The 18,876-nt window shown below is 55.7% G+C and carries 19 protein-coding genes; all 19 read left to right on the plus strand.

The window, feature by feature from the left end:
• The first annotated feature begins 192 nt into the window (after positions 1–192).
• The 19 genes from AC1EKG_RS10160 (at position 193) to AC1EKG_RS10250 (ending at position 18,840) form a co-directional block, all read left to right on the plus strand.
• Positions 193–2,361 (plus strand): HAD-IIA family hydrolase, encoded by a 2,169-nt coding sequence (locus AC1EKG_RS10160; RefSeq protein ID WP_231288173.1) that lies wholly within the window; start codon positions 193–195, stop codon positions 2,359–2,361.
• Positions 2,354–2,494, plus strand: a complete 141-nt coding sequence (locus AC1EKG_RS10165; protein WP_155855892.1) for a hypothetical protein — start codon at positions 2,354–2,356, stop codon at positions 2,492–2,494. Before AC1EKG_RS10160 ends, AC1EKG_RS10165 begins: the two co-directional genes overlap by 8 nt.
• Positions 2,494–3,321 carry a TlyA family RNA methyltransferase gene (locus tag AC1EKG_RS10170; RefSeq protein ID WP_004805512.1) on the plus strand — a complete coding sequence of 276 codons (828 nt, stop codon included), beginning with the start codon at positions 2,494–2,496 and terminating at the stop codon, positions 3,319–3,321. Before AC1EKG_RS10165 ends, AC1EKG_RS10170 begins: the two co-directional genes overlap by 1 nt.
• A complete protein-coding gene (locus AC1EKG_RS10175) occupies positions 3,318–4,139 on the plus strand; it encodes an NAD kinase (RefSeq protein ID WP_004805510.1) in 822 nt (273 codons plus the stop codon). The genes AC1EKG_RS10170 and AC1EKG_RS10175 overlap by 4 nt, the downstream gene beginning before the upstream one ends.
• Positions 4,139–5,800, plus strand: a complete 1,662-nt coding sequence (recN, locus tag AC1EKG_RS10180; protein WP_004805508.1) for a DNA repair protein RecN — start codon at positions 4,139–4,141, stop codon at positions 5,798–5,800. The genes AC1EKG_RS10175 and recN overlap by 1 nt, the downstream gene beginning before the upstream one ends.
• A gap of 11 nt (positions 5,801–5,811) precedes the next feature.
• On the plus strand, positions 5,812–7,011 hold the full coding sequence (steA, locus tag AC1EKG_RS10185) for a putative cytokinetic ring protein SteA (RefSeq protein ID WP_004805506.1): 1,200 nt from the start codon (positions 5,812–5,814) through the stop codon (positions 7,009–7,011).
• Between the two features lie 11 nt (positions 7,012–7,022).
• Positions 7,023–7,955 (plus strand): copper transporter, encoded by a 933-nt coding sequence (locus AC1EKG_RS10190; protein WP_004805504.1) that lies wholly within the window; start codon positions 7,023–7,025, stop codon positions 7,953–7,955.
• The gene (locus AC1EKG_RS10195; protein ID WP_141740557.1) at positions 7,952–8,785 is read left to right on the plus strand and encodes a hypothetical protein; all 834 of its coding nucleotides are present in this window, start codon (positions 7,952–7,954) and stop codon (positions 8,783–8,785) included. The genes AC1EKG_RS10190 and AC1EKG_RS10195 overlap by 4 nt, the downstream gene beginning before the upstream one ends.
• Complete coding sequence (gene murJ / locus AC1EKG_RS10200; RefSeq protein ID WP_004805500.1) at positions 8,775–10,421, plus strand: murein biosynthesis integral membrane protein MurJ; 1,647 nt, start codon at positions 8,775–8,777, stop codon at positions 10,419–10,421. The genes AC1EKG_RS10195 and murJ overlap by 11 nt, the downstream gene beginning before the upstream one ends.
• Positions 10,354–11,409 (plus strand): glycosyltransferase family 4 protein, encoded by a 1,056-nt coding sequence (locus AC1EKG_RS10205; RefSeq protein WP_040314690.1) that lies wholly within the window; start codon positions 10,354–10,356, stop codon positions 11,407–11,409. The genes murJ and AC1EKG_RS10205 overlap by 68 nt, the downstream gene beginning before the upstream one ends.
• 5 nt (positions 11,410–11,414) lie before the next feature.
• Positions 11,415–12,047, plus strand: coding sequence for an NUDIX domain-containing protein (locus AC1EKG_RS10210; RefSeq protein WP_004805496.1), 633 nt, complete (start codon positions 11,415–11,417; stop codon positions 12,045–12,047).
• A gap of 78 nt (positions 12,048–12,125) precedes the next feature.
• Positions 12,126–12,824, plus strand: coding sequence for a helix-turn-helix transcriptional regulator (locus AC1EKG_RS10215; RefSeq protein ID WP_004805494.1), 699 nt, complete (start codon positions 12,126–12,128; stop codon positions 12,822–12,824).
• A 26-nt stretch (positions 12,825–12,850) separates the two neighbouring features.
• The gene (sufB, locus tag AC1EKG_RS10220) at positions 12,851–14,299 is read left to right on the plus strand and encodes a Fe-S cluster assembly protein SufB (RefSeq protein ID WP_040314840.1); all 1,449 of its coding nucleotides are present in this window, start codon (positions 12,851–12,853) and stop codon (positions 14,297–14,299) included.
• Between the two features lie 5 nt (positions 14,300–14,304).
• Positions 14,305–15,486, plus strand: coding sequence for a Fe-S cluster assembly protein SufD (gene sufD, locus AC1EKG_RS10225; protein WP_004805490.1), 1,182 nt, complete (start codon positions 14,305–14,307; stop codon positions 15,484–15,486).
• On the plus strand, positions 15,486–15,818 hold the full coding sequence (locus AC1EKG_RS10230) for a non-heme iron oxygenase ferredoxin subunit (RefSeq protein WP_004805488.1): 333 nt from the start codon (positions 15,486–15,488) through the stop codon (positions 15,816–15,818). The genes sufD and AC1EKG_RS10230 overlap by 1 nt, the downstream gene beginning before the upstream one ends.
• A 10-nt stretch (positions 15,819–15,828) precedes the next feature.
• Positions 15,829–16,581: a Fe-S cluster assembly ATPase SufC gene (gene sufC / locus AC1EKG_RS10235; RefSeq protein ID WP_004805486.1), complete on the plus strand. Its 753-nt coding sequence runs from the start codon at positions 15,829–15,831 to the stop codon at positions 16,579–16,581.
• Positions 16,581–17,876 carry an aminotransferase class V-fold PLP-dependent enzyme gene (locus AC1EKG_RS10240; protein ID WP_004805484.1) on the plus strand — a complete coding sequence of 432 codons (1,296 nt, stop codon included), beginning with the start codon at positions 16,581–16,583 and terminating at the stop codon, positions 17,874–17,876. The genes sufC and AC1EKG_RS10240 overlap by 1 nt, the downstream gene beginning before the upstream one ends.
• Positions 17,877–18,389 (plus strand): Fe-S cluster assembly sulfur transfer protein SufU, encoded by a 513-nt coding sequence (gene sufU, locus AC1EKG_RS10245; protein WP_004805482.1) that lies wholly within the window; start codon positions 17,877–17,879, stop codon positions 18,387–18,389.
• Positions 18,382–18,840, plus strand: coding sequence for a metal-sulfur cluster assembly factor (locus AC1EKG_RS10250; RefSeq protein ID WP_004805480.1), 459 nt, complete (start codon positions 18,382–18,384; stop codon positions 18,838–18,840). The genes sufU and AC1EKG_RS10250 overlap by 8 nt, the downstream gene beginning before the upstream one ends.
• The last annotated feature ends 36 nt before the right edge of the window (positions 18,841–18,876 follow it).

Genomic DNA, 18,876 nt, shown 5'->3' on the forward strand with positions numbered 1-18,876 from the left:
TATTCTTCTGGTTTAGCCTCCAGGCCTGCTTTTGTTAGTGGGTTTGGGGGCTAGATCTTTATCCCCATTTAACAACACCCGACGGGGCGACTGACGGCCGGGGAGCGAGACTTCACACCATGGAATATTCTTGCGCCAGCTAGTTTCTACTATGCTAGTACCAAATAGCTTTGACGATTTTTAAGGAACACTGTGAACGATCGCTTCTCAAGGGACTGGCACGGCCGCGAACGCTCGCCGAAGTGGCGAGACTCCAATAGAGCTGAGCGCTCAGATCGACCGACCCGCCGGGGCCGGGATAACAACTACTCCCGGGAAGATGGACGCAGGGATTTTTCTAAGTCTCGTTCAGATCGCAGCCGGCGGTATGAGTCCGGTTCCGGATGGTCCGGAGGTGGCCGTAGACGGTCCGGCGGTGACGGAAGAGGCAAGCGCGGCTGGAACTCTGACAACTCCAGAGGAAAAGGAAAATTCTCCGATCGTCGCTCATCGGGCAAACGGTTTAATGACCGGGCCCGCTCTGATCGTCGGGAAGACCGTGGTCCCCGTGACTTCCGCAAGCAGAACAAGTGGGACTCACGGCGAAATGAGCCTGCTATTCCAATGAATGTTAAGGCTGAATCGCTAGATCCCATTGCCCGCAAGGCGCTAAATGGGTTGAACGCAGATAACGCTGAGACTGTAGCGCGCCATTTGGTTATGGCCGGTTCTTTGATCGATATTGATCCCGAAGCGGCATACGCCCACGCGCAGGCAGCAGTGGCCAGAGCCGGTCGAATTGGGCCGGTGCGAGAAGCGGCCGCGCTTGCAGCCTATGCTTGCGAGAAATTCCCTGAAGCCCTCCGCGAGGTTCGCGCGGTGCGCCGACTGACAGGCGAAGATAGCCTGCGCGCAATTGAAGCGGACTGCGAGAGAGGCATTGGCAAGCCGGAGAAGGCTCTGGAGATAATCGGCGACACCTCAACGGCCGGTATGTCGGTTGGGGAACAGGCTGAGTTGGCGTTGGTTGCTTCTGGGGCTCGGGCCGATTTGGGCGAGCCGGAGGCCGGACTTCTTGTTATTGAGGACTTTCTCGATACCCGTAAGGTAGAAGACGACGAGGTACTCTCTCGCCTCCTGCATGTTAAGGTAGACCGTCTGCGTGAACTGGGGCGCGAGGAAGAGGCCGATCAGGTAGAAGCTGAGATTCCGGCGGTTCCTGAGCCTCTGACTATCGTTGATTTTGACGAGGTCGTTGAAGCAGACATGGAATACGTGCCCTCCGATCTTCAAGGGTGCCGGAAGCCACTGTCACAGAACTTTGAGCTCGCCCTCGTGGACCTGGACGGCGTCGCGTACATGGGATCTAGTCCAATTAAGTATGCCGACACCGGACTCATGAGTGCTAAGGAAGGCGGCATGGAGCTCGTCTTCGTAACTAACAACGCCTCACGCACCCGGCAGGAGGTAAAAGACAAGCTAGCCGGTTACGGAATAGAGGTAGATGAAGACAAGATCATGACCTCCGCGATGGACGGCGTAGCTATTTTGAAGGAAATCCTGCCTCCAGGCGCAAAAGTCCTGTCCATCGGTGGCAATGGATTGCGCAAAGCTGTTACTGAAGGTGGCTTCGAACTTGTCGAAAGTGCCGACGATCGTCCAGCTGCTGTGATTCAGGGCTACGATCCGTCCGTAGGTTGGGCGGAACTCTCCGAGGGCGCTTACGCCATCAATCAGGGTGCCGCTTTCGTGGCCACAAACATGGACGCGACGCTACCTACTGAACGAGGCTTTAGCCTTGGAAATGGCTCCCTGGTGCACGCAGTTGAACATGCAACAGGAGTTTCCGCGAAGGCGGGAGGCAAGCCCTTCCCGGGGATTTATCGACACGCTGTCGAACTGGCCGAAGGCTCCAAGGCAATGTGCATTGGCGACCGACTGGATACCGACATTGCGGGAGCTCGTGCCGCTGGTTATCCAGTACTTCACCTCCTTACTGGTGTTGCAAGCGCAAAAGATGTTGCACTGGCTAAGAAGGAAGAACGCCCCACCTATCTAGGTCTTGACATGCGTTCTTTACTTGAGCCTGTTCCTGGTCCAGTAAAGACCGCTAACGGGGATTGGACTTGCGGATCGTCAAGGGCATTCCGGGTAGAACGCGGCACAATTCAGGTTGATGAAGTTCCCCTTGAGGCAGATTCAGTCACGCTGAAACTCGACGACTACCGGGCCTTGGTAGCAGCGGTTTGGGAAGCACGTGACAACCGCGATCGCGTCACGGTTCCCCAGATTGAGGTAACTCGCAATCCTGAGGTCGAGAACGCGGCAGACCAGGAAGCCACTCCTGAGCAAGAAGCGGACGATACCGAAGTAAATGAGTGATGAAGAAAAAGGTTTGCCAGGGCTAACCGATGCTCTGGCAAACCTTGCCGAACTTCCCTTAGAGGAGCAGGTGAATCTTCTAAAGGAAATACAAACGAAGCTGAGCGAAGCTCTGACGACGGTAGGACACTAATGGGCAGACTGAGGCGTATCGATTCTGAGCTAGTGCGCAGGAAATATGCGCCCTCACGAACTAAAGCTGCCCAGATGATTCAGGATGGACTGGTCAAGCTAGATGGTCAGGTCGTGGTCAAACCTGCTCGCCAGGTCGATCCGGCCCAAGCTATAGAGGTTACCGAGTCCGCCCAAGATGGGTATGCCTCCCGCGGAGCATACAAGCTAAGCGGGGCTTTAGATATCTTGGGCGCAAATGCTCCCTCGATAACTAACGTAAGGGCCCTCGATGCGGGAGCATCTACAGGTGGGTTCACCGACGTACTCCTAAGGCGCGGTGCCGCCTCGGTAGTGGCAGTAGATGTGGGCTATGGGCAGATGGCATGGCGACTGCGCACCGATCCTAGAGTAGAGCTGCTTGAACGCACGAACGTACGTACTCTGGAGCCGGAACAGGTAGGGGAGCCGCCATCTTTGGTCGTGGGCGATTTGTCTTTCATCTCCTTGACGCTCGTGATTCCCGCGCTAGCAAAGGTCTCCGCTGCAGACGCCCATTTCCTGCTTATGGTCAAGCCGCAATTTGAGATTGGAAAGGACCGGCTTGGCCACGGGGGAGTCGTCAGGGATCCAGCTCACCGGATTGAAACGGTTCTAAAAGTGGCCAGCTGCGCTGTAGAGAACGGACTGATAGTGCACTCCTGCGCTGCTTCTCCGCTTCCGGGACCGTCCGGAAACGTTGAGTATTTCCTTCACATGTCCAAGACAGGAACCCAGTGCTCGGAGGAGCAACTGACTAAGATGGTTGAAGATGCCGTCGCAGCCGGGCCTCAGGGAGCACATAAATGAGGAAGGTATATGCGCAGCTACACTCAGATCGGGCCTCGGCCAAAGAGGCCTATCTTGAGTTGCGGGCTGGGCTTGAAGACCGAGGTGTAGCACTAGTAGACCACATAGATGATGAGGTAGAGCTCGTCATGGCAGTGGGAGGCGACGGTACCGTCCTTTCGGCGGCCCCATTGGCGAGGGACGCAGGATTGCCTCTATTCGGCATAAATTTAGGGCACATGGGATTTCTTACGGAGGCCGAAAAGGAAGATTTGAAGGTGGTCATCGACCACATTGTGCGTGCAGACTTCCAAGTTGAGGACCGCATGTGCATGAAGATCACCATCCGTCCTCCGCACGCGTGCCCAACCGAGGACTGGGCCTTGAACGAAGCTGCCATATTGCACACAGATGCCGCCCACCCGGCACACTTCGGCCTTGGCATAGACGGACAGGGTGTATCAACTTACGGGGCAGACGGAATTATCCTGGCCACGCCCACGGGCTCTACCGCTTACTCATTCAGTGCAGGCGGACCAGTGGTGTGGCCAGATGTGCAAGCTCTTGTTGTTACCCCGCTTGCTGCGCACGGTCTTTTTACGCGACCTCTGGTTGTATCGCCTACTTCGCTGATCGAGGTCGCAGTTTCTATGGAACAGCGTAGCCACTTGGAGCTGTGGTGTGATGGGCAGCGTTGCTCGCTGCTTGAACCAGGGACCGTCTTAACGATGACTCGATCGGAAAAACCAGTTCGTTTTGCCCGAATTAACAAGGCCCCCTTCTCATCTCGGTTGGTGGCAAAGTTCGATCTTCCGGTACATGGGTGGCGAGATAACTAGTGCTTGAAGAACTAAACATAGAAAACCTTGGGGTTATAGAGAGCGCCCAGCTTTCAGTGGCGAATAACCTGACCGTCTTGACCGGCGAAACTGGTGCTGGCAAGACAATGGTTCTTACCTCCTTGGGACTACTCACCGGCAGCAAGCCGGATCTGGGGAAAGTCCGGGCTGGCAGTGAGCGGGCTCATGTAGAGGGCATATTCACCCTTGCCGAGAATTCAAAAGCGGCGAACATAATCACTGATGCTGGTGGGCTCATCGAGGATTCCACAGTCGTACTGGCTCGCTCCGTCCCAGCGAAGGGACGCTCTCGGGCCTTCGCTGGAGGGCGAAGTGTTCCTGCCGCAATTCTCTCTGAAGCTGGAGAGCAACTTGTAGCAATTCACGGGCAGGCCGACCAGCTGCGGCTACGATCTGCATCTGCGCAGCGAGAGCGTGTAGATCAGGTGGGAGGACGCCCTCTGCAGGCGGTTCTTCGCAGATATCGACAGAAGTATGCGGCATACAAGAATGCCGTTGCAACCCTCGAAGAATGGCGGAAAAACTCTCGCGCTCGTGCAGTAGAAATAGAAATATTGCGTTCGGGAATTCAGCAGATAGATGAGCTTGCTTTGAGCGAGGGCGAGGACGACGAGCTACGCCAGCAAATAGAACGCCTAACTAACGTAGAAGATTTGCGTGAGGCTACTGCTAGGGCACTCAACCACATTTCGAGGGAAGGCGGGATTGCTGACAGCTTGGGCATAGTAATCGAGTCTTTGAATAAGGCAGCTAATTATGATGCCCAGTTGGAAAATAGCGCAGCTGCTGCAAGCTCGATAGAGGCAGAGGTCCAAGACCTCGCGGGTACCTTGGCAAGTTATCTTGAAGACTTGCAAGCCGACCCCGCAGCCTTAGAACATAAGCATGAGCGCTTGGCGAAGATCATCGAGGTTGGGCGAGGACGTGCAGAGTCCGCAACCGCTCTGCTGCGCTGGCGCGAAGAGGCAGGACAGAGGCTTGCCGAGATTGACGGGGGCACCGATCGCGAAGAAGAGCTTGCCGAGCAGGTGGCTGTCTTACGGGAAGAGACTTTGGAGCTAGGCCGACAACTCTCGAAATTGCGCCGCCAAGCCGCCAAGCAGTTGGGCGAATCGACCAGTAAAGAGCTGACGGAACTAGCAATGCCGAACGCAAGAATCCTGGCAGAGATAGATTCATTGGACGAGCCCGCTGAGTTCGGCATGGATAAGGTTTCCCTGAAGCTGCAGTCGCATCCGTCACTGCCACCGGTAGGGCTAGGTGAAGGCGCGTCGGGCGGAGAGCTGTCTAGAATCATGCTCGCCCTCGAATTGAGCAGTCTAGGTGATCACGATGACGCCCCGGTAATGATATTTGACGAGATAGATGCAGGCATCGGAGGGCAAGCAGCGACATCTGTAGGGTTGCGCTTGGCGCGCTTGGCTCAATCGCGACAAGTAATAGTGGTTACCCACCTGGCTCAAGTTGCAGCATATGGCGACAGACATATTGTGGTCGAAAAGCAGGGTGGGAAGGCAACTGTTAGGCAGGTAGAGGGCGAAGATCGCGTTTTGGAACTTGCGCGAATGCTCTCTGGGCACACCGACTCGAAATCAGCTAGAGTGCACGCCGCTGAGCTCCTTGGCGCCTCGCACGTGTAATACTAAGGTTCGTGGCTACGTTGTTCAGAAGGTCTAAAAAACGTGGGCTGTCCCAAGATGAGGGGCCGGCTCAGGTAGATAAACGCACAAAAAATCTGACGCGGCGACTCGAAGAAGGCGCTATTGCGGTAATTAACCATGCCGATATCGATAGGGTGGCCGCCGAGGCTCTTGTGAATGCCCGGCCTGTGGCGGTGTTGAACGCAGCTAAGTCGACTACCGGGCGTTATCCCAATATGGGGCCTGGAATCATCCTTGAGGCAGGGATAACACTAATTGACGATCTCGGTACAGACGTCATGCAGGTCCGGGAGGGGACCGTCCTAACGCTGAAGGATAACGAGGTCTACTCTGGTGGGAAGCTGGTCGCTGCGGGCGTGAAGCAGACTGCCGAGACAAATAAGAATGCCATGGAAGAAGCACGCTCAGGACTGTCCGTGCAGATCGAAGCATTCGCTGCCAACACTATGGAATATCTGCGTCGTGAACGGGAGCTCCTCCTCGACGGGGTAGGTGTGCCAGAGGTCAGGACTAAGCTGGACGGCCGGCAGGTGCTTATCGTGGTGCGCGGTTACAACTACAAAGAAGACTTGCGTTCGCTGAAACCTTATATTCGCGAGTACAAGCCCGTCCTTGTTGGTGTGGACGGAGGTGCCGACGCGATCCGTGAAGAGGGCTACAAGCCAGATATGATCATCGGAGACATGGACTCCGTCAGTGATGAGGCATTGCGCTGTGGTGCCGAGATCGTGGTGCATGCTTACAAGGATGGGCGCGCGCCAGGCACTGAACGTCTAGATCGCCAAGGAATCGATTACATTACCTTCCCTGCCACGGGCACGTCTGAAGACGTAGCGATGCTGCTTGCTGATGACAAGGGAGCCGAACTTATTGTTGCTTTAGGCACCCATGCCACCCTGGTTGAATTCTTGGATAAGGGGCGCGCCGGTATGGCGTCGACGTTCCTTACCAGGCTGCGGGTGGGTTCTAAGTTGGTTGATGCAAAGGGTGTTTCCAAGTTGTATCAGCCGAAAGTCTCGAATAGGCAGGCTATCCTCTTCGCCCTGGTGGGCATAGCATCTGTACTAATTGCTCTAGCTGTAACTCCCGCGGGCCAGACCTTCTACGGGGTAATTGGGCTATACCTATCTCGGCTATGGGCAACTATTACCGGGGCAAATGGCTTCGGACCTATCTATCCGTTCACATAAGAGGTTGAATCTTGATTGATTTTCGCTACCACCTAGTCTCACTGATGGCGGTTCTGATCGCCTTGACCTTAGGCGTGGTCTTGGGGGCAGGTCCACTGCAGGGGCCCCTTTCTTCCGCGCTTACTGGGCAGGTAAACCGCCTCACAGAACAGCAGGCAACACTAAACCAGCAGCTATCTGAGGCTCACACTGCGGTTCGGAACTCCGACGCTTACGTGAACGGCTTAGCTGCAGCGGTGCTGCCCGGATCGTTGAAGGATCAGAAGGTTGGCCTAATCGTTCTTCCCGGCACTGAGGCCGACGACGTTAAGGCAGTTTCTGACAAGCTGGCGCAGTCCGGTGCCAGTGTTGTCGGGCAGCTCTCTCTAGAAGCTGATTGGTTCACCCAGGCCAGGGAGTCCTACAGGAAGTCTTTGGTCTCTTCTATTTCCTCCTATCTGGAGGCTGCTCCTGGTGGGAGCGCAACCACAGGAACGATCATGGGAGCAGGGGCGGTACAGCTACTTACCACTCCGGGCGACAAATCCAGTGCGTTGGCCGAAATTCTGACCTCGAAGTCGGCCCCCTTGGTAACGGTTACTAAGGCCGCTTCGGAGCCGGCGAAATCTGTAGTCGTAATTGGTCCGCGTAGTGACAAGGATGGTTCGAAGGAGCAGAAGAAGGAATCTCAGGGCTACAGTGATGACGCTGTTACGGGGCTTGCACAGTCTGTAGCCAAGGCGCCAGAGGGCGGAGTCCTTACAGGCAGTGCTGAGGCGGAGGAATCATTGATTGCGAAGGTGCGCGCAGGAGGCGTATCCGTTGCGACTGTGGATTCGATCGGCCAGATCAGTGCTGCTGTGTCTACCCCGCTTGCTCTAGCGGCCGCCAAGGCTGGACACCCCGGAGCCTTCGGGTTCCAAACCGGTGCGGATAAGCCTATTCCTGACGTGAAAGCCAAGTGATGAAGCAGAGGCTTCTTGGCTTGGCGCTAGGTGGTGCGGCAGCCTATCTGACACAAAAGTTGCTCCCGGAGTCAGAGTCGTGGATCAGGCAGAATTTTGTCGGTAAGCCCGTCTCACTTAGAGGAGGCGTTGCCAGCGCCATCACGGCTACTGCGTGTTCCGCAGTGACTATCCTTGCCAGTCCTCGTATCGGTCTTGCCGCTACAGCGTTGAGCGCTGTCTCCGCGGGCGCCGGCTATTTCGACGATATGGATCAGGGACGCCACGACGGGGATCATACTGCCAAAGGGCTTGGGGGACACCTCGGAGCCCTGCGTGAAGGGCACGTTAGCAGCGGGCTAATAAAGCTGGGATCTATTGGGGCGGCGTCAGCAGTCGCCGCAACTGTCCTGCCTCATCGCAGGGGGATGCTGGGATGCGCTGACTGGGTTGCAGGTACAGTTCTGCTTGCTGGCGGAACAAACATGATAAACCTGCTGGATCTGCGTCCCGTTCGTGCTCGTAAGGCAGTTCTAGCCACCTCTATCCCCACACTGCTTGCTCGGGGTGACGCGAGCATCATCGGGGCAGCAGCGACTGCTGCAGCTGCCGGAGGGTTTAGCGACGACGGACGAGGTAAGACGATGCTAGGGGACACCGGTGCAAATTCGCTTGGTGCGTTAGCTTCGTTTGGAGTTGGGCTCGCAATGCCGCTTACTGGCCGGTACGCTGCGGCTGCTTTGCTGGTGGCGGCGACTCTCGCTTCGGAGAAAATTAGTTTTTCGGAAGTAATTGCAAACAGTACAATTCTGAGCCGTATCGACGCATGGGGTCGCCCCGATGGGGTTTAGGCGCTCCCTGCCCCAGCTACTTGGGGCTGTGGGCCTCATTTCGGGGCTCACCCTGGTAGCGCGTGTTTTTGGTTTTATCCGTTGGTTCGCCCAGTTTGCCTGGGTAGGACAGGGAGAAACCGCAAACGCATATGCCTCAGCTAATCAGATCCCCAATATCATTTATGAAGTAGCTGCTGGTGGGGCGCTGGCGGGGATAACGATCCCACTGCTAGCAGCGCCGCTCGCAAAGGCAATGAAGGCAGACATAGATCGAATCGCGTCCTCCTTGCTAACCGCCTGTCTGGTCCTACTGATTCCTATCGGCGCATTGATAGCTTTAGGGGCGCCTGCTATCGCGACGTTGTTGCCCGCCCCCGTTGGTAGTAACGCGCATGCCCAGCAGCTGCTGTTGACTCTGTTCCTCAGGGTGTTTGCCGTCCAAATACCGTTGTACGGCATATCGGTCGTATTAACCGGGGTGCTGCAGGCCCACAAGAAATTTTTCTGGCCGGCTTTCGCTCCCCTGCTGTCCTCATTGGTGGTAATAGCCACATACGCCCTGTACGGGGCCAACCAAGGAGCAGCGGATAGCGCGAGCCAGGTAGGGGCAGAAGCCATAAATATTCTTGCCTGGGGGACAACCGCTGGGGTGGCGGCCTTATCGCTGCCTCTATTTATTCCGGTAGCCAAACTCGGAGTGCGGTTGCGCCCACGACTCGCACTCTCCCATGCAGAGGTACATAGGGCGATCGCGCTCGGTTCTGCGGGAGTTGGCGCGCTACTGGCCCAGCAGTTCGCAGCACTCAGCGTGTTATCTCTTGCCAGGGCATACGGAGACGTCGGCACTGTTGCCATCTACCAGTACACGCAAGCAGTTTATATGCTGCCTTATGCCGTTCTTGCGGTTCCGGTGGCGACTGCGGTTTTTCCTGATTTAGCGCGGGCAGCTGCCCGCCCTCACAGGGAGGGCTTCGCAAGTGCGACTAGGAAATCGACATCTACGGTGTGTGCAATAGCAGTTGTCGGCACAGGACTGCTCGTCGCAGGTGCGAAACCGGTGGCGAGGATATTCGAAATTCTAAAGCCTGTGCCTGGAATGTCGCCCTCGCTAGTAGCCCTGGCTCCCGGAATCGTAGGGTTCGCGCTGATTTTCCATCTGAGTAGGGTGTTCTACGCAATTGACAGAGGCAAAATTGCTGTTTCAGCCAGCGCTGCAGGCTGGGTTATAGCTGCCCTAGGCTCGTGGGGATTTTGTGCGCTCTTGGCTCCCGATGGGGCAGATGGTCCTATGACCCTATTGGCGCTGTCCTTGGGGTCTTCGGTGGGCATGAGCGTAGCTGGGGGTGGGCTCCTGTATGGGCTTAGGCAAATCGGGCTAGCTAGCGAGGCAAAACAATCTTTACTTGTCCTAGGAAAATGTGGCGTCGTTGTGGCAGGCGGCTCATGGCTTGCTTGGCTACTGCAGGTGCCGATACTGCGGGTACTTCCAGGTATATCCGGTACGCTGGTTGCGGGCATTGTTGGCCTTGCGGTTATAGCGGTAGCTGCGGTGCCAGCTGTCAGAGTCGTAAAAAGAGGGATGCGCAATGAGGATCTTGCAGCTAATGGCCAGAGCCGGCGGCGGGGTACCGGCGCACGTAAGACAGATTGTTGACCTGCTGACTGATGCAGGCCACAGTGTGCTAGTTGCTGGGCCGGCTGACACTGTTTGTCGATTCCCGGATCGAGCCGAGGTTGAGATCGGCTCTTCTCCCTCTAAATATGACCTGAGGGCAATCCGGAAAATATCCCAGCTAGCAGCTGAATTTGACGTGGTGCACGCCCATGGGTTGCGAGCTGGAGCTCTGGCGTGTCTGGCGGATACCGGCGCCGCGAAAGTGGTTGTAACTCTGCACAACAAGCCGGTTGGGCCAAGGGCCGTCAGCCTTGTAGGAAGTGTTCTGTTACGAATTATTGCTGCCAAAGCAGACACGGTCTTAGGGGTTAGCCCAGATCTTGTCGAGTGGGCTACCTCTGCGCATGCTCAGCGGAGCGAACTTGCTTTAGTGCCTGCGCCATCAAGAGGGATTGGGAAAGCACAGCGGTTCTTGGATGCCACGGGTCTTGGCAACACTCCGATTATTTTGCAGGTGGCTCGCCTTAGCGTGCAGAAGGGGTTGGACTTGTTCCTTGCGGCTTTGCATCGGGTAGATGTGCCGTACCAGGCTGTGATCATTGGCGACGGCCCCGAATACAGTCGGCTTGCAAAGCTTGCCGAAGGTGCAGATGTCCATTTCCTCGGACGGCGGGACGACATCGCCGACGCGCTGGCAGCTGCGAGTGTTTTCGTCTCTACCGCGGTCTGGGAAGGACAACCGGTAGCCATCCAAGAAGCCCTGATTTCGGGCGTGCCCGTAGTGGCAACCGACGTGGGGGGAACCAGTGTGGTGACGGGCAAAGACGGCGCGTTGTTGGTTCCTAGAGATCCTGATCAGATTGCCGATGCGATAACCTCTCTGCTTCAAGATGCTGCCAAGCGAGCGAGCGCTGCCAAACGGGCACGCGCCGCTGCTTCCAGACTGCCCAGTCCTGCCCAAGTTCTCGATTCCCTACTCAGAATTTATAGTCTTAATAGATCTGCCCCAAGACGCGCAGAAAGGTAGAACAGATGCTCAGCGACGCTGCAGAACAAAAGCGGGTACTCGAGTCCTCGCGCCCCTGGCAGGGAGCTGTCTTCGGCATTCGCACCGATTCAGTCGACTTTGGGGATGTGATCGCGAAACGAGACTATCTAGATCACCCGGGAGCTGTTTGCATCGTCGCACTTAGGAATGAGTCAGATCCAGAAATCTGTTTGATAAAACAGTACCGCCACCCGATCCGGGCGACACTTTGGGAAATTCCTGCCGGGCTTACCGACGTGGAGGGGGAGACCTTGCTAGAGGCGGCGAAACGCGAGCTGGCAGAGGAAGTCGGTTTGGCGGCATCGCAATGGGACACCCTTGTGGATCTGTTTTCCTCGCCTGGATGTTCCAATGAGCGGCTTAGAGTGTTTCTTGCTAGAGGCATTAGTTCCTGTCCGGCTCCTGAGGGGTTTGTCAAGGAGGCTGAGGAAGCGGAGCTAGAGCTTCGGTGGGTAAAACTTACCGAGGTGCTCCAGGAGATTTTCAGTGGATCTATTCACAATCCTTCAACTGTGACTGGAGTGCTTGCTGCCTCCGCTGCTGTCGAAGGCGGGTTTCAAAATCTCCGCAGCCCAGATGATAGATGGTGCCTATCAAGAGATTCGCTGCAAGAGTAAATATTAAACGGAAGTGTTGCGAAAATACGATAGGATGGCAGCAAGGAAGTCGGAGGCGATCTTAAGGGGGTGCAGGTAATGACGGACTCACTCAAAGAAGAACCTACCCGACAGGCAGTGCTTGACCTCATAGTCGAGAAGGGGCCCGTTACCGCTACTGTTCTGGCGAAGGTGCTAGACCTGACCACGGCTGCCGTGAGGCGTCACATTGGGGCATTGGAAGATGCTGGGTTAATTGTCGAGTATGACGGATCAAAGCCCGGAAAGCGTGGCAGGGGGAGGCCGGCGCGTTATTACGTTGCCACTCGCAGTGGTCATGACACTCTTCCTGAGGATTACTCCGAACTCGCTTCTAGAGCGCTGAGCTTTATTGAACAGACTTCAGGCGAACAGGCGGTAGCGGACTTTGCTGCTGCCCGGTCGCGTGACATTGAGCGAAAATATGCTCCCGCAGTTCGAGCCGCTCCAGACGACCCCCGGTCTAAGGCTATGGCTTTGGCGGACGCCCTCACTGAGGACGGCTACGCTGCCACAGTGCGCGAGGTCGGTAGTGGAGGGTATGCTGTTCAGCTGTGCCAGGGGCACTGCCCGGTACAGGATGTTGCAGGGCACTTCCCGCAACTTTGCGAGGCCGAAACGCAGGCTTTTGCGCGGTTGTTAGGAGTCCACGTGCAGCGTCTGGCAACCTTGGCTGGTGGGGAGCACGTGTGTACCACGTCGGTCCCCGTCGCTATGCCAAGAATGCGGCCAGGTTTGTCGCAGCAAAGGCATAAGTGAGGGTGCAGGAAATAGGGAAGGAAACTATGACAACGTCACCTCCAGTAGGCTCGTCGGCTGCTAAAGAGGCAGCGGACGAGGCGATCATTAACTCTATTGGGGCTTATGAATACGGCTGGCATGATTCCGACGCCGCCGGATCAGTAGCGAAGCGAGGGCTGAATGCCGACGTGGTTCGCTACATCTCGAAGGCGAAGAACGAGCCAGAGTGGATGTTGAAACGACGTTTGAAGGCATATAAGACTTTCGAACGGAAGCCAATTCCCACTTGGGGTCCGGACCTTTCGAACTTGGACATGGACCAGATCAAGTATTTCGTCCGTTCAACTGAAAAGGTCGCCGAGTCTTGGGAGGACCTGCCCGAGGACATTCGAAACACTTATGACAAGCTTGGGATTCCGGAGGCTGAAAAGCAGCGGTTGGTTTCCGGTGTCGCGGCCCAATACGAGTCTGAGGTGGTCTACCACCAAATTCGCGAGGACTTGGAGCGTCAAGGTGTCATCTTCCTGGACACGGATACTGGGTTGCGCGAACACCCCGAGCTGTTCAAGGAGTATTTCGGCAAGGCAATTCCAGCGGGCGATAACAAGTTTGCAGCCCTGAACACGGCGGTGTGGTCTGGTGGATCCTTCATCTACGTCCCGAAGGGCGTACATGTAGAGATTCCCCTGCAGGCCTATTTCCGTATTAACACCGAGAATATGGGCCAGTTCGAGCGCACCTTGATCATTGCCGATGAGGACTCCTACGTGCACTACGTAGAAGGCTGCACGGCGCCGATCTACAAATCTGATTCTCTGCACTCCGCAATTGTGGAAATTTTCGTGCGGAAGAACGCGCGCGTTCGTTACACGACCATTCAGAACTGGTCCAATAACGTGTACAACTTGGTCACTCAGCGAGCCGTGTGCGAAGAGGGCGCGACCATGGAATGGATCGATGGCAACATCGGTTCGAAGGTCAACATGAAGTACCCATCAGTGTATTTGACGGGTGAGCATGCTAGGGGCGAGGCACTGTCTATCGCATTTGCTGGTGAGGGCCAGCACCAAGATACTGGCGCAAAGATGCTGCACCTAGCTCCACACACTTCCTCGTCTATCGTGTCCAAGTCGATTTCGAGGAACGGTGGGCGATCGTCCTACCGCGGTCTAGTCCAGGTAGACGAGAAGGCTCATGGTTCCAAGTCGTCGGTGGTATGCGATGCGTTGCTTGTTGACCAAATCTCGCGCTCTGACACCTATCCTTATGTTGACGTTCGTAACGACGAAGTCGAGATGGGGCACGAGGCGACTGTCTCTAAGGTGAGCGCTGATCAGCTCTTCTATTTGATGAGTCGTGGACTCACTGAAACTGAAGCGATGTCGCTGATTGTGCGCGGGTTTGTTGAACCTATTGCGCGTGAACTGCCTATGGAGTACGCGCTAGAACTTAATCGTCTAATTGAACTTCAGATGGAAGGGTCGGTGGGTTAACCGAAATGAAGACCGATCATTCTAAAGCAGTGTTGGCTTCAGAAGGAATTAGCCAGCAGCAGTCTAAGGTCGCTTCGTCTAGGGCGGACCGCGAATCTTCATTCGAGGTAGCAGATTTTCCTGTGCCAACTGGGCGGGAAGAGGACTGGCGTTTCACTCCGCTAGACCTGGTTTCGGAATTGTTTGATGAGAATATCAGCGGCCCGGCACCAAAGGTCTCGATCTCCGAGGGTGATGAAGGACAGATAAAGCTCACGCACGTAGATGCGGACAAGCATCAGCCACTCGTGGGTAAGCCAGGGGATCGAACTGCAGTCGTAGCGTGGAACGCCTCCAGGGAAGTATCGACCCTTGAGGTCGCGGAAGGTTCCGAGGCCTCTACACCTATCGTGGCTGAAGTCGAGGGCGATTCGCTGAGCCCAGCTGCATCGCACTTGGTAATCAAGGCAGGGAAGAACTCCAGCTCGACTATGGTGCTTCGGCATTCTGGTTCAGCCTGCGTAACACAGACTGTTGAAGTTGACGTCGCTGATGGCGCGAATCTGACCTTGGTCTCGGTGCAGGAATGGGACGAGAAGTCTACTCATGCTTCGAACCACCGCATCAGGATTGGCCGTGACGCTTCCTTGAAACACGTTGTCATTACCTTGGGTGGTAAGACGGTGCGTATCTGCTCCGATGTCGAGTACGCGGCTCCGGGTGGCGAGGTCAATATGTTGGGTGTTTATTACACGGATGCTCACCAGCATCATGAACACCGCCTATTCGTTGATCACGGACCAAAGAATTGCTACTCGCGGGTTGCCTACAAGGGCGCTCTGCAGGGTAAAGGTGCGCACTCGGTGTGGATCGGCGACGTGCTTATCGGTGCTGAGGCGTTTGGTACGGACTCTTACGAGCTAAACCGCAACTTGGTCCTGTCCAAGGGGGCTATGGCCGACTCTGTTCCTAATCTCGAGATCGAAAATGGCGAGATCGAGGGTGCTGGGCATGCTTCGACAACTGGTCGTTTTGATGATGAGCATCTTTTCTACCTGATGAGTCGCGGCATTGACGAGGATACTGCTCGCAGGCTTGTAGTCCGAGGGTTCTTCGCGGAACTGATCAAACAGATCGGAGTACCTTCGATTGAAGAACACCTGATGGAGAAGATTGAAGAAGAACTAAATCAGGGGGAGGCACTGTAGTGGCTTTGCAATTCGCATGCAAAGTTTCCGATCTGGATGCCGGTGAAGCTACCTGCGTGACCTTGCCAGATGGTGACGGGAAGGCTATCAAAGTTGCTGTCGTTCGCGATAGCGACGGTATCTTTCACGCCATTGGTGATACCTGCTCCCACGGCGACGTACCTTTGTCCGAGGGTGACGTCGAGGATGGCACCATCGAGTGCTGGGGGCATGGCGCACAGTTTGATCTGGAAACTGGGCAGCCGACTTTGCCTGCCACTGAGCCTGTACCCGTGTACGAACTAACTCTTGACGGCGACGATGTTCTTGTCGACGTCGATGCCAGCAAGTAAAGGAAGAAAAATGTCGACTCTTGAAATCAAAGGCCTGAAGGTTTCTGTCGAGACCAACGAGGGTCCGAAGCAAATTCTCCACGGGGTGGATTTGACGATCAATTCCGGTGAGGTGCACGCCATCATGGGCCCGAATGGGTCTGGCAAGTCCACCTTGGCTTACTCGATCGCTGGCCATCCCGGATACACGATCAATGATGGCGAAGTGTTGCTCGACGGTCACAACATTCTGGAAGGCACTGCTGATGATCGTGCTCGCGCTGGGCTCTTCTTGGCAATGCAGTATCCGGTCGAGGTTCCCGGTGTATCGGTGTCCAACTTCTTGCGGACTGCGCGCACAGCAGTTGATGGGAAGCCGCCGGCACTGCGTACCTGGACCAAGGAACTGGAGCAGGCAATGGAGGACCTTCGTATTGATCCGGAATTCGCCAACCGTGACTTGAACGCAGGTTTCTCGGGCGGCGAGAAGAAGCGCCATGAGATCTTGCAGATGCGCATTCTTCGTCCCAAGTTTGCTGTACTTGACGAGACTGACTCCGGCCTCGACGTGGATGCGCTGCGTATCGTGTCTGAGGGCGTAAACCACGTCCATGACGAAGTCGGCAGCGGTATTTTGTTGATCACTCACTACACCAGAATTCTGCGTTACATCAAACCGCAGTTTGTACACGTGTTTGTGAATGGCCACGTCGTAGAGCAGGGCGGACCTGAGCTTGCAGACCGTCTAGAAGAAGAAGGCTACGATCGGTTCACCGGTAAATAATGACTACTTCGGAAAAAAGGGTGGATTTTACTGCCGAAGAGCTGGCTGGCCTGCGTAAAGATTTCCCGATCACTGCCCGTATCGGGCGGGGCGGCCAGCCCTTGGCATACCTTGACTCTTCTGCAACTGCACAAAAACCTATCTGGGTGATGGACGCTGTTTCAGAGTTTTACTCCCGCCACAATGGGGCAGTAAATCGCGGCACTCATCTACTCGCAGACGAGTCGACAACTGCTTACGAAAAGGGACGAGACGCAGTAGCGAAGTTTATCGACGCGTCTTCGTCTGAGGAGGTCGTGTGGACGCGCAACGCCACAGAGGGCGTGAACCTTCTGGCCTACTCTATGCTGAATGCTTCGCTTGGGGCTGGAGGAGCGGAGGCCGAACAGTTCAAGATTGGTCCCGCAGACCGAATCGTGGTGACTCGGGCAGAGCATCACGCGAACCTCGTTCCGTGGCAGCAGCTGGCGGAACGTACTGGCGCAGAATTTGCTTGGTTGGATCTAACCAGCGACGGATGCATCGATCTGGACACGCTGAACGTCATCACTCCAAATACGAAAGTGGTTGCGTTTACGCATGTTTCTAACGTAACGGGTGCTATCAGCCCCGTTGAGGCGATTGTGGCGGCAGCTAGGAAAGTTGGCGCGCTGGTTGTGCTGGACACTACGCAGTCTGCCGCACACATGCCAATTTCCGTGCGTGAATTAGGAGCCGATTTCGCTGTACTGTCGGGGCATAAGCTCTGTGGTCCTACCGGTATTGGCGTTCTGTGGGGCCGCAAGGAGCTACTGGATGCACTGCCTCCATTCATGACCGGCGGGTCCATGATTACTGATGTGCAGATGGAGAAGACCTCTTTCCATGCTGCTCCAGCTCGTTTTGAGGCTGGCACGCAGGCGGTTGGACAGATCGTTGGTTTCAAGGCTGCACTTGACTACCTATCCGAGGTGTCAATGGAGCGTGTTGCCGCTCATGAGGCGGCGATTACCCGCCAGCTTCTGGAAGGGATCAAGCAGATAGATGGGGTGCATGTGCTGGGGCCTAAAGAGGCGGATAACCGCGTTGCGGTTGTTTCGTTCGTCGTGGATGGTGTTCATCCGCATGACGTGGGCCAAATTCTGGACTCGCACTCGATCGCGATTAGGGTTGGCCATCACTGTGCTATCCCGTTGCACAAGCATTTTGGTGTTCGAGCCTCTGCAAGGGCATCGGCCTCTCTGATAACCTCCGCTGAGGAAATTGACCGATTCCTGGACGCGCTTGGACAAGTCCGCAAATTCTTTGGAGTGTGAATGTCAGATCTGGAACAGATGTACCAGCAGGTGATTCTGGACCATGCCCGCCTGCGTTACGGCAGTGGCGGTTCAGATGGGGATGGCGTTTCTCATCAGGTCAACCCCACATGCGGTGATGAGGTCACTCTGGGGTTGTCCCTATCAGACGAGAACAAGATTGCTGAACTGTCCTGGGATGGGAGCGGTTGCTCAATTTCTCAAGCTTCCCTGTCGATTATGTCCTCGATGGTGGAAGGCCAATCAGTGGATTATGCAAGGGAGCTATACGAGGCATTCCTGCGAATGATGCACGGTCAAGGAACTTCTCCCAGCGAGGAGGATCTTGACTTGCTAGAAGATCTGGCTGCTTTTGAGGGCACAGCGAAATTCCCCGCTCGCATCAAATGCGCTTTACTGGGATGGATGGCTCTTATCGACTCCATTTCGAAAGCCCAGGCAGGTGGCAAAGGCGAAGCGAGTGGAAGTGCCCCGCACGCTGGATGTGAACCACAAAGGAGCTCAAATGACTAACCCTATGGCTAACCCTGATCCGGTGCCAGAACGCTTTACAGAGCCTGGACCAGCCTCTCTAGCCGATGCCCATCAGGCTAGTCACGATCATGCACCGCAACAGAGTTTTCGTGAGGTGACCAACGAAGTAGCTGAGGGCGCTACTATTACGGAAGAGGACGTCCTAGAGGCAATGCGAGACGTGATCGATCCGGAGCTTGGGATCAACGTCGTTGACCTTGGTCTTGTTTACGGGGTCCATATTGACGAAAATAATGCAGTTGTAATGGATATGACGCTGACCTCTGCGGCTTGCCCGCTCACTGATGTGATTCAGGACCAGGCTGCTACGGTGCTAGCTTCGATGGTGTCCGCTGTTGCAATCAATTGGGTGTGGATGCCGCCATGGGGACCGGACTGCATCACTGAGGAGGGGCGCGAGCAGTTGCGCGCTCTTGGATTCAACGTTTAGATCCTGTACTTAAAAGTAAATGGTGCCGCTCTTGCG

This window comes from Winkia sp. C0117E2 (assembly GCF_056590455.1).

What these genes read in the sequence shown, in the direction of transcription:
- AC1EKG_RS10165 (WP_155855892.1), top strand. Translation starts at nt 2,354, where the DNA reads ATGAGTGATGAAGAAAAAGGTTTGCCAGGGCTAACCGATGCTCTGGCA.
- AC1EKG_RS10170 (WP_004805512.1), top strand. Translation starts at nt 2,494, where the DNA reads ATGGGCAGACTGAGGCGTATCGATTCTGAGCTAGTGCGCAGGAAATAT.
- AC1EKG_RS10175 (WP_004805510.1), top strand. Translation starts at nt 3,318, where the DNA reads ATGAGGAAGGTATATGCGCAGCTACACTCAGATCGGGCCTCGGCCAAA.
- murJ (WP_004805500.1), top strand. Translation starts at nt 8,775, where the DNA reads ATGGGGTTTAGGCGCTCCCTGCCCCAGCTACTTGGGGCTGTGGGCCTC.
- AC1EKG_RS10205 (WP_040314690.1), top strand. Translation starts at nt 10,354, where the DNA reads ATGAGGATCTTGCAGCTAATGGCCAGAGCCGGCGGCGGGGTACCGGCG.
- AC1EKG_RS10210 (WP_004805496.1), top strand. Translation starts at nt 11,415, where the DNA reads ATGCTCAGCGACGCTGCAGAACAAAAGCGGGTACTCGAGTCCTCGCGC.
- AC1EKG_RS10215 (WP_004805494.1), top strand. Translation starts at nt 12,126, where the DNA reads ATGACGGACTCACTCAAAGAAGAACCTACCCGACAGGCAGTGCTTGAC.
- sufB (WP_040314840.1), top strand. Translation starts at nt 12,851, where the DNA reads ATGACAACGTCACCTCCAGTAGGCTCGTCGGCTGCTAAAGAGGCAGCG.
- sufD (WP_004805490.1), top strand. Translation starts at nt 14,305, where the DNA reads ATGAAGACCGATCATTCTAAAGCAGTGTTGGCTTCAGAAGGAATTAGC.
- sufC (WP_004805486.1), top strand. Translation starts at nt 15,829, where the DNA reads ATGTCGACTCTTGAAATCAAAGGCCTGAAGGTTTCTGTCGAGACCAAC.
- AC1EKG_RS10240 (WP_004805484.1), top strand. Translation starts at nt 16,581, where the DNA reads ATGACTACTTCGGAAAAAAGGGTGGATTTTACTGCCGAAGAGCTGGCT.
- sufU (WP_004805482.1), top strand. Translation starts at nt 17,877, where the DNA reads ATGTCAGATCTGGAACAGATGTACCAGCAGGTGATTCTGGACCATGCC.
- AC1EKG_RS10250 (WP_004805480.1), top strand. Translation starts at nt 18,382, where the DNA reads ATGACTAACCCTATGGCTAACCCTGATCCGGTGCCAGAACGCTTTACA.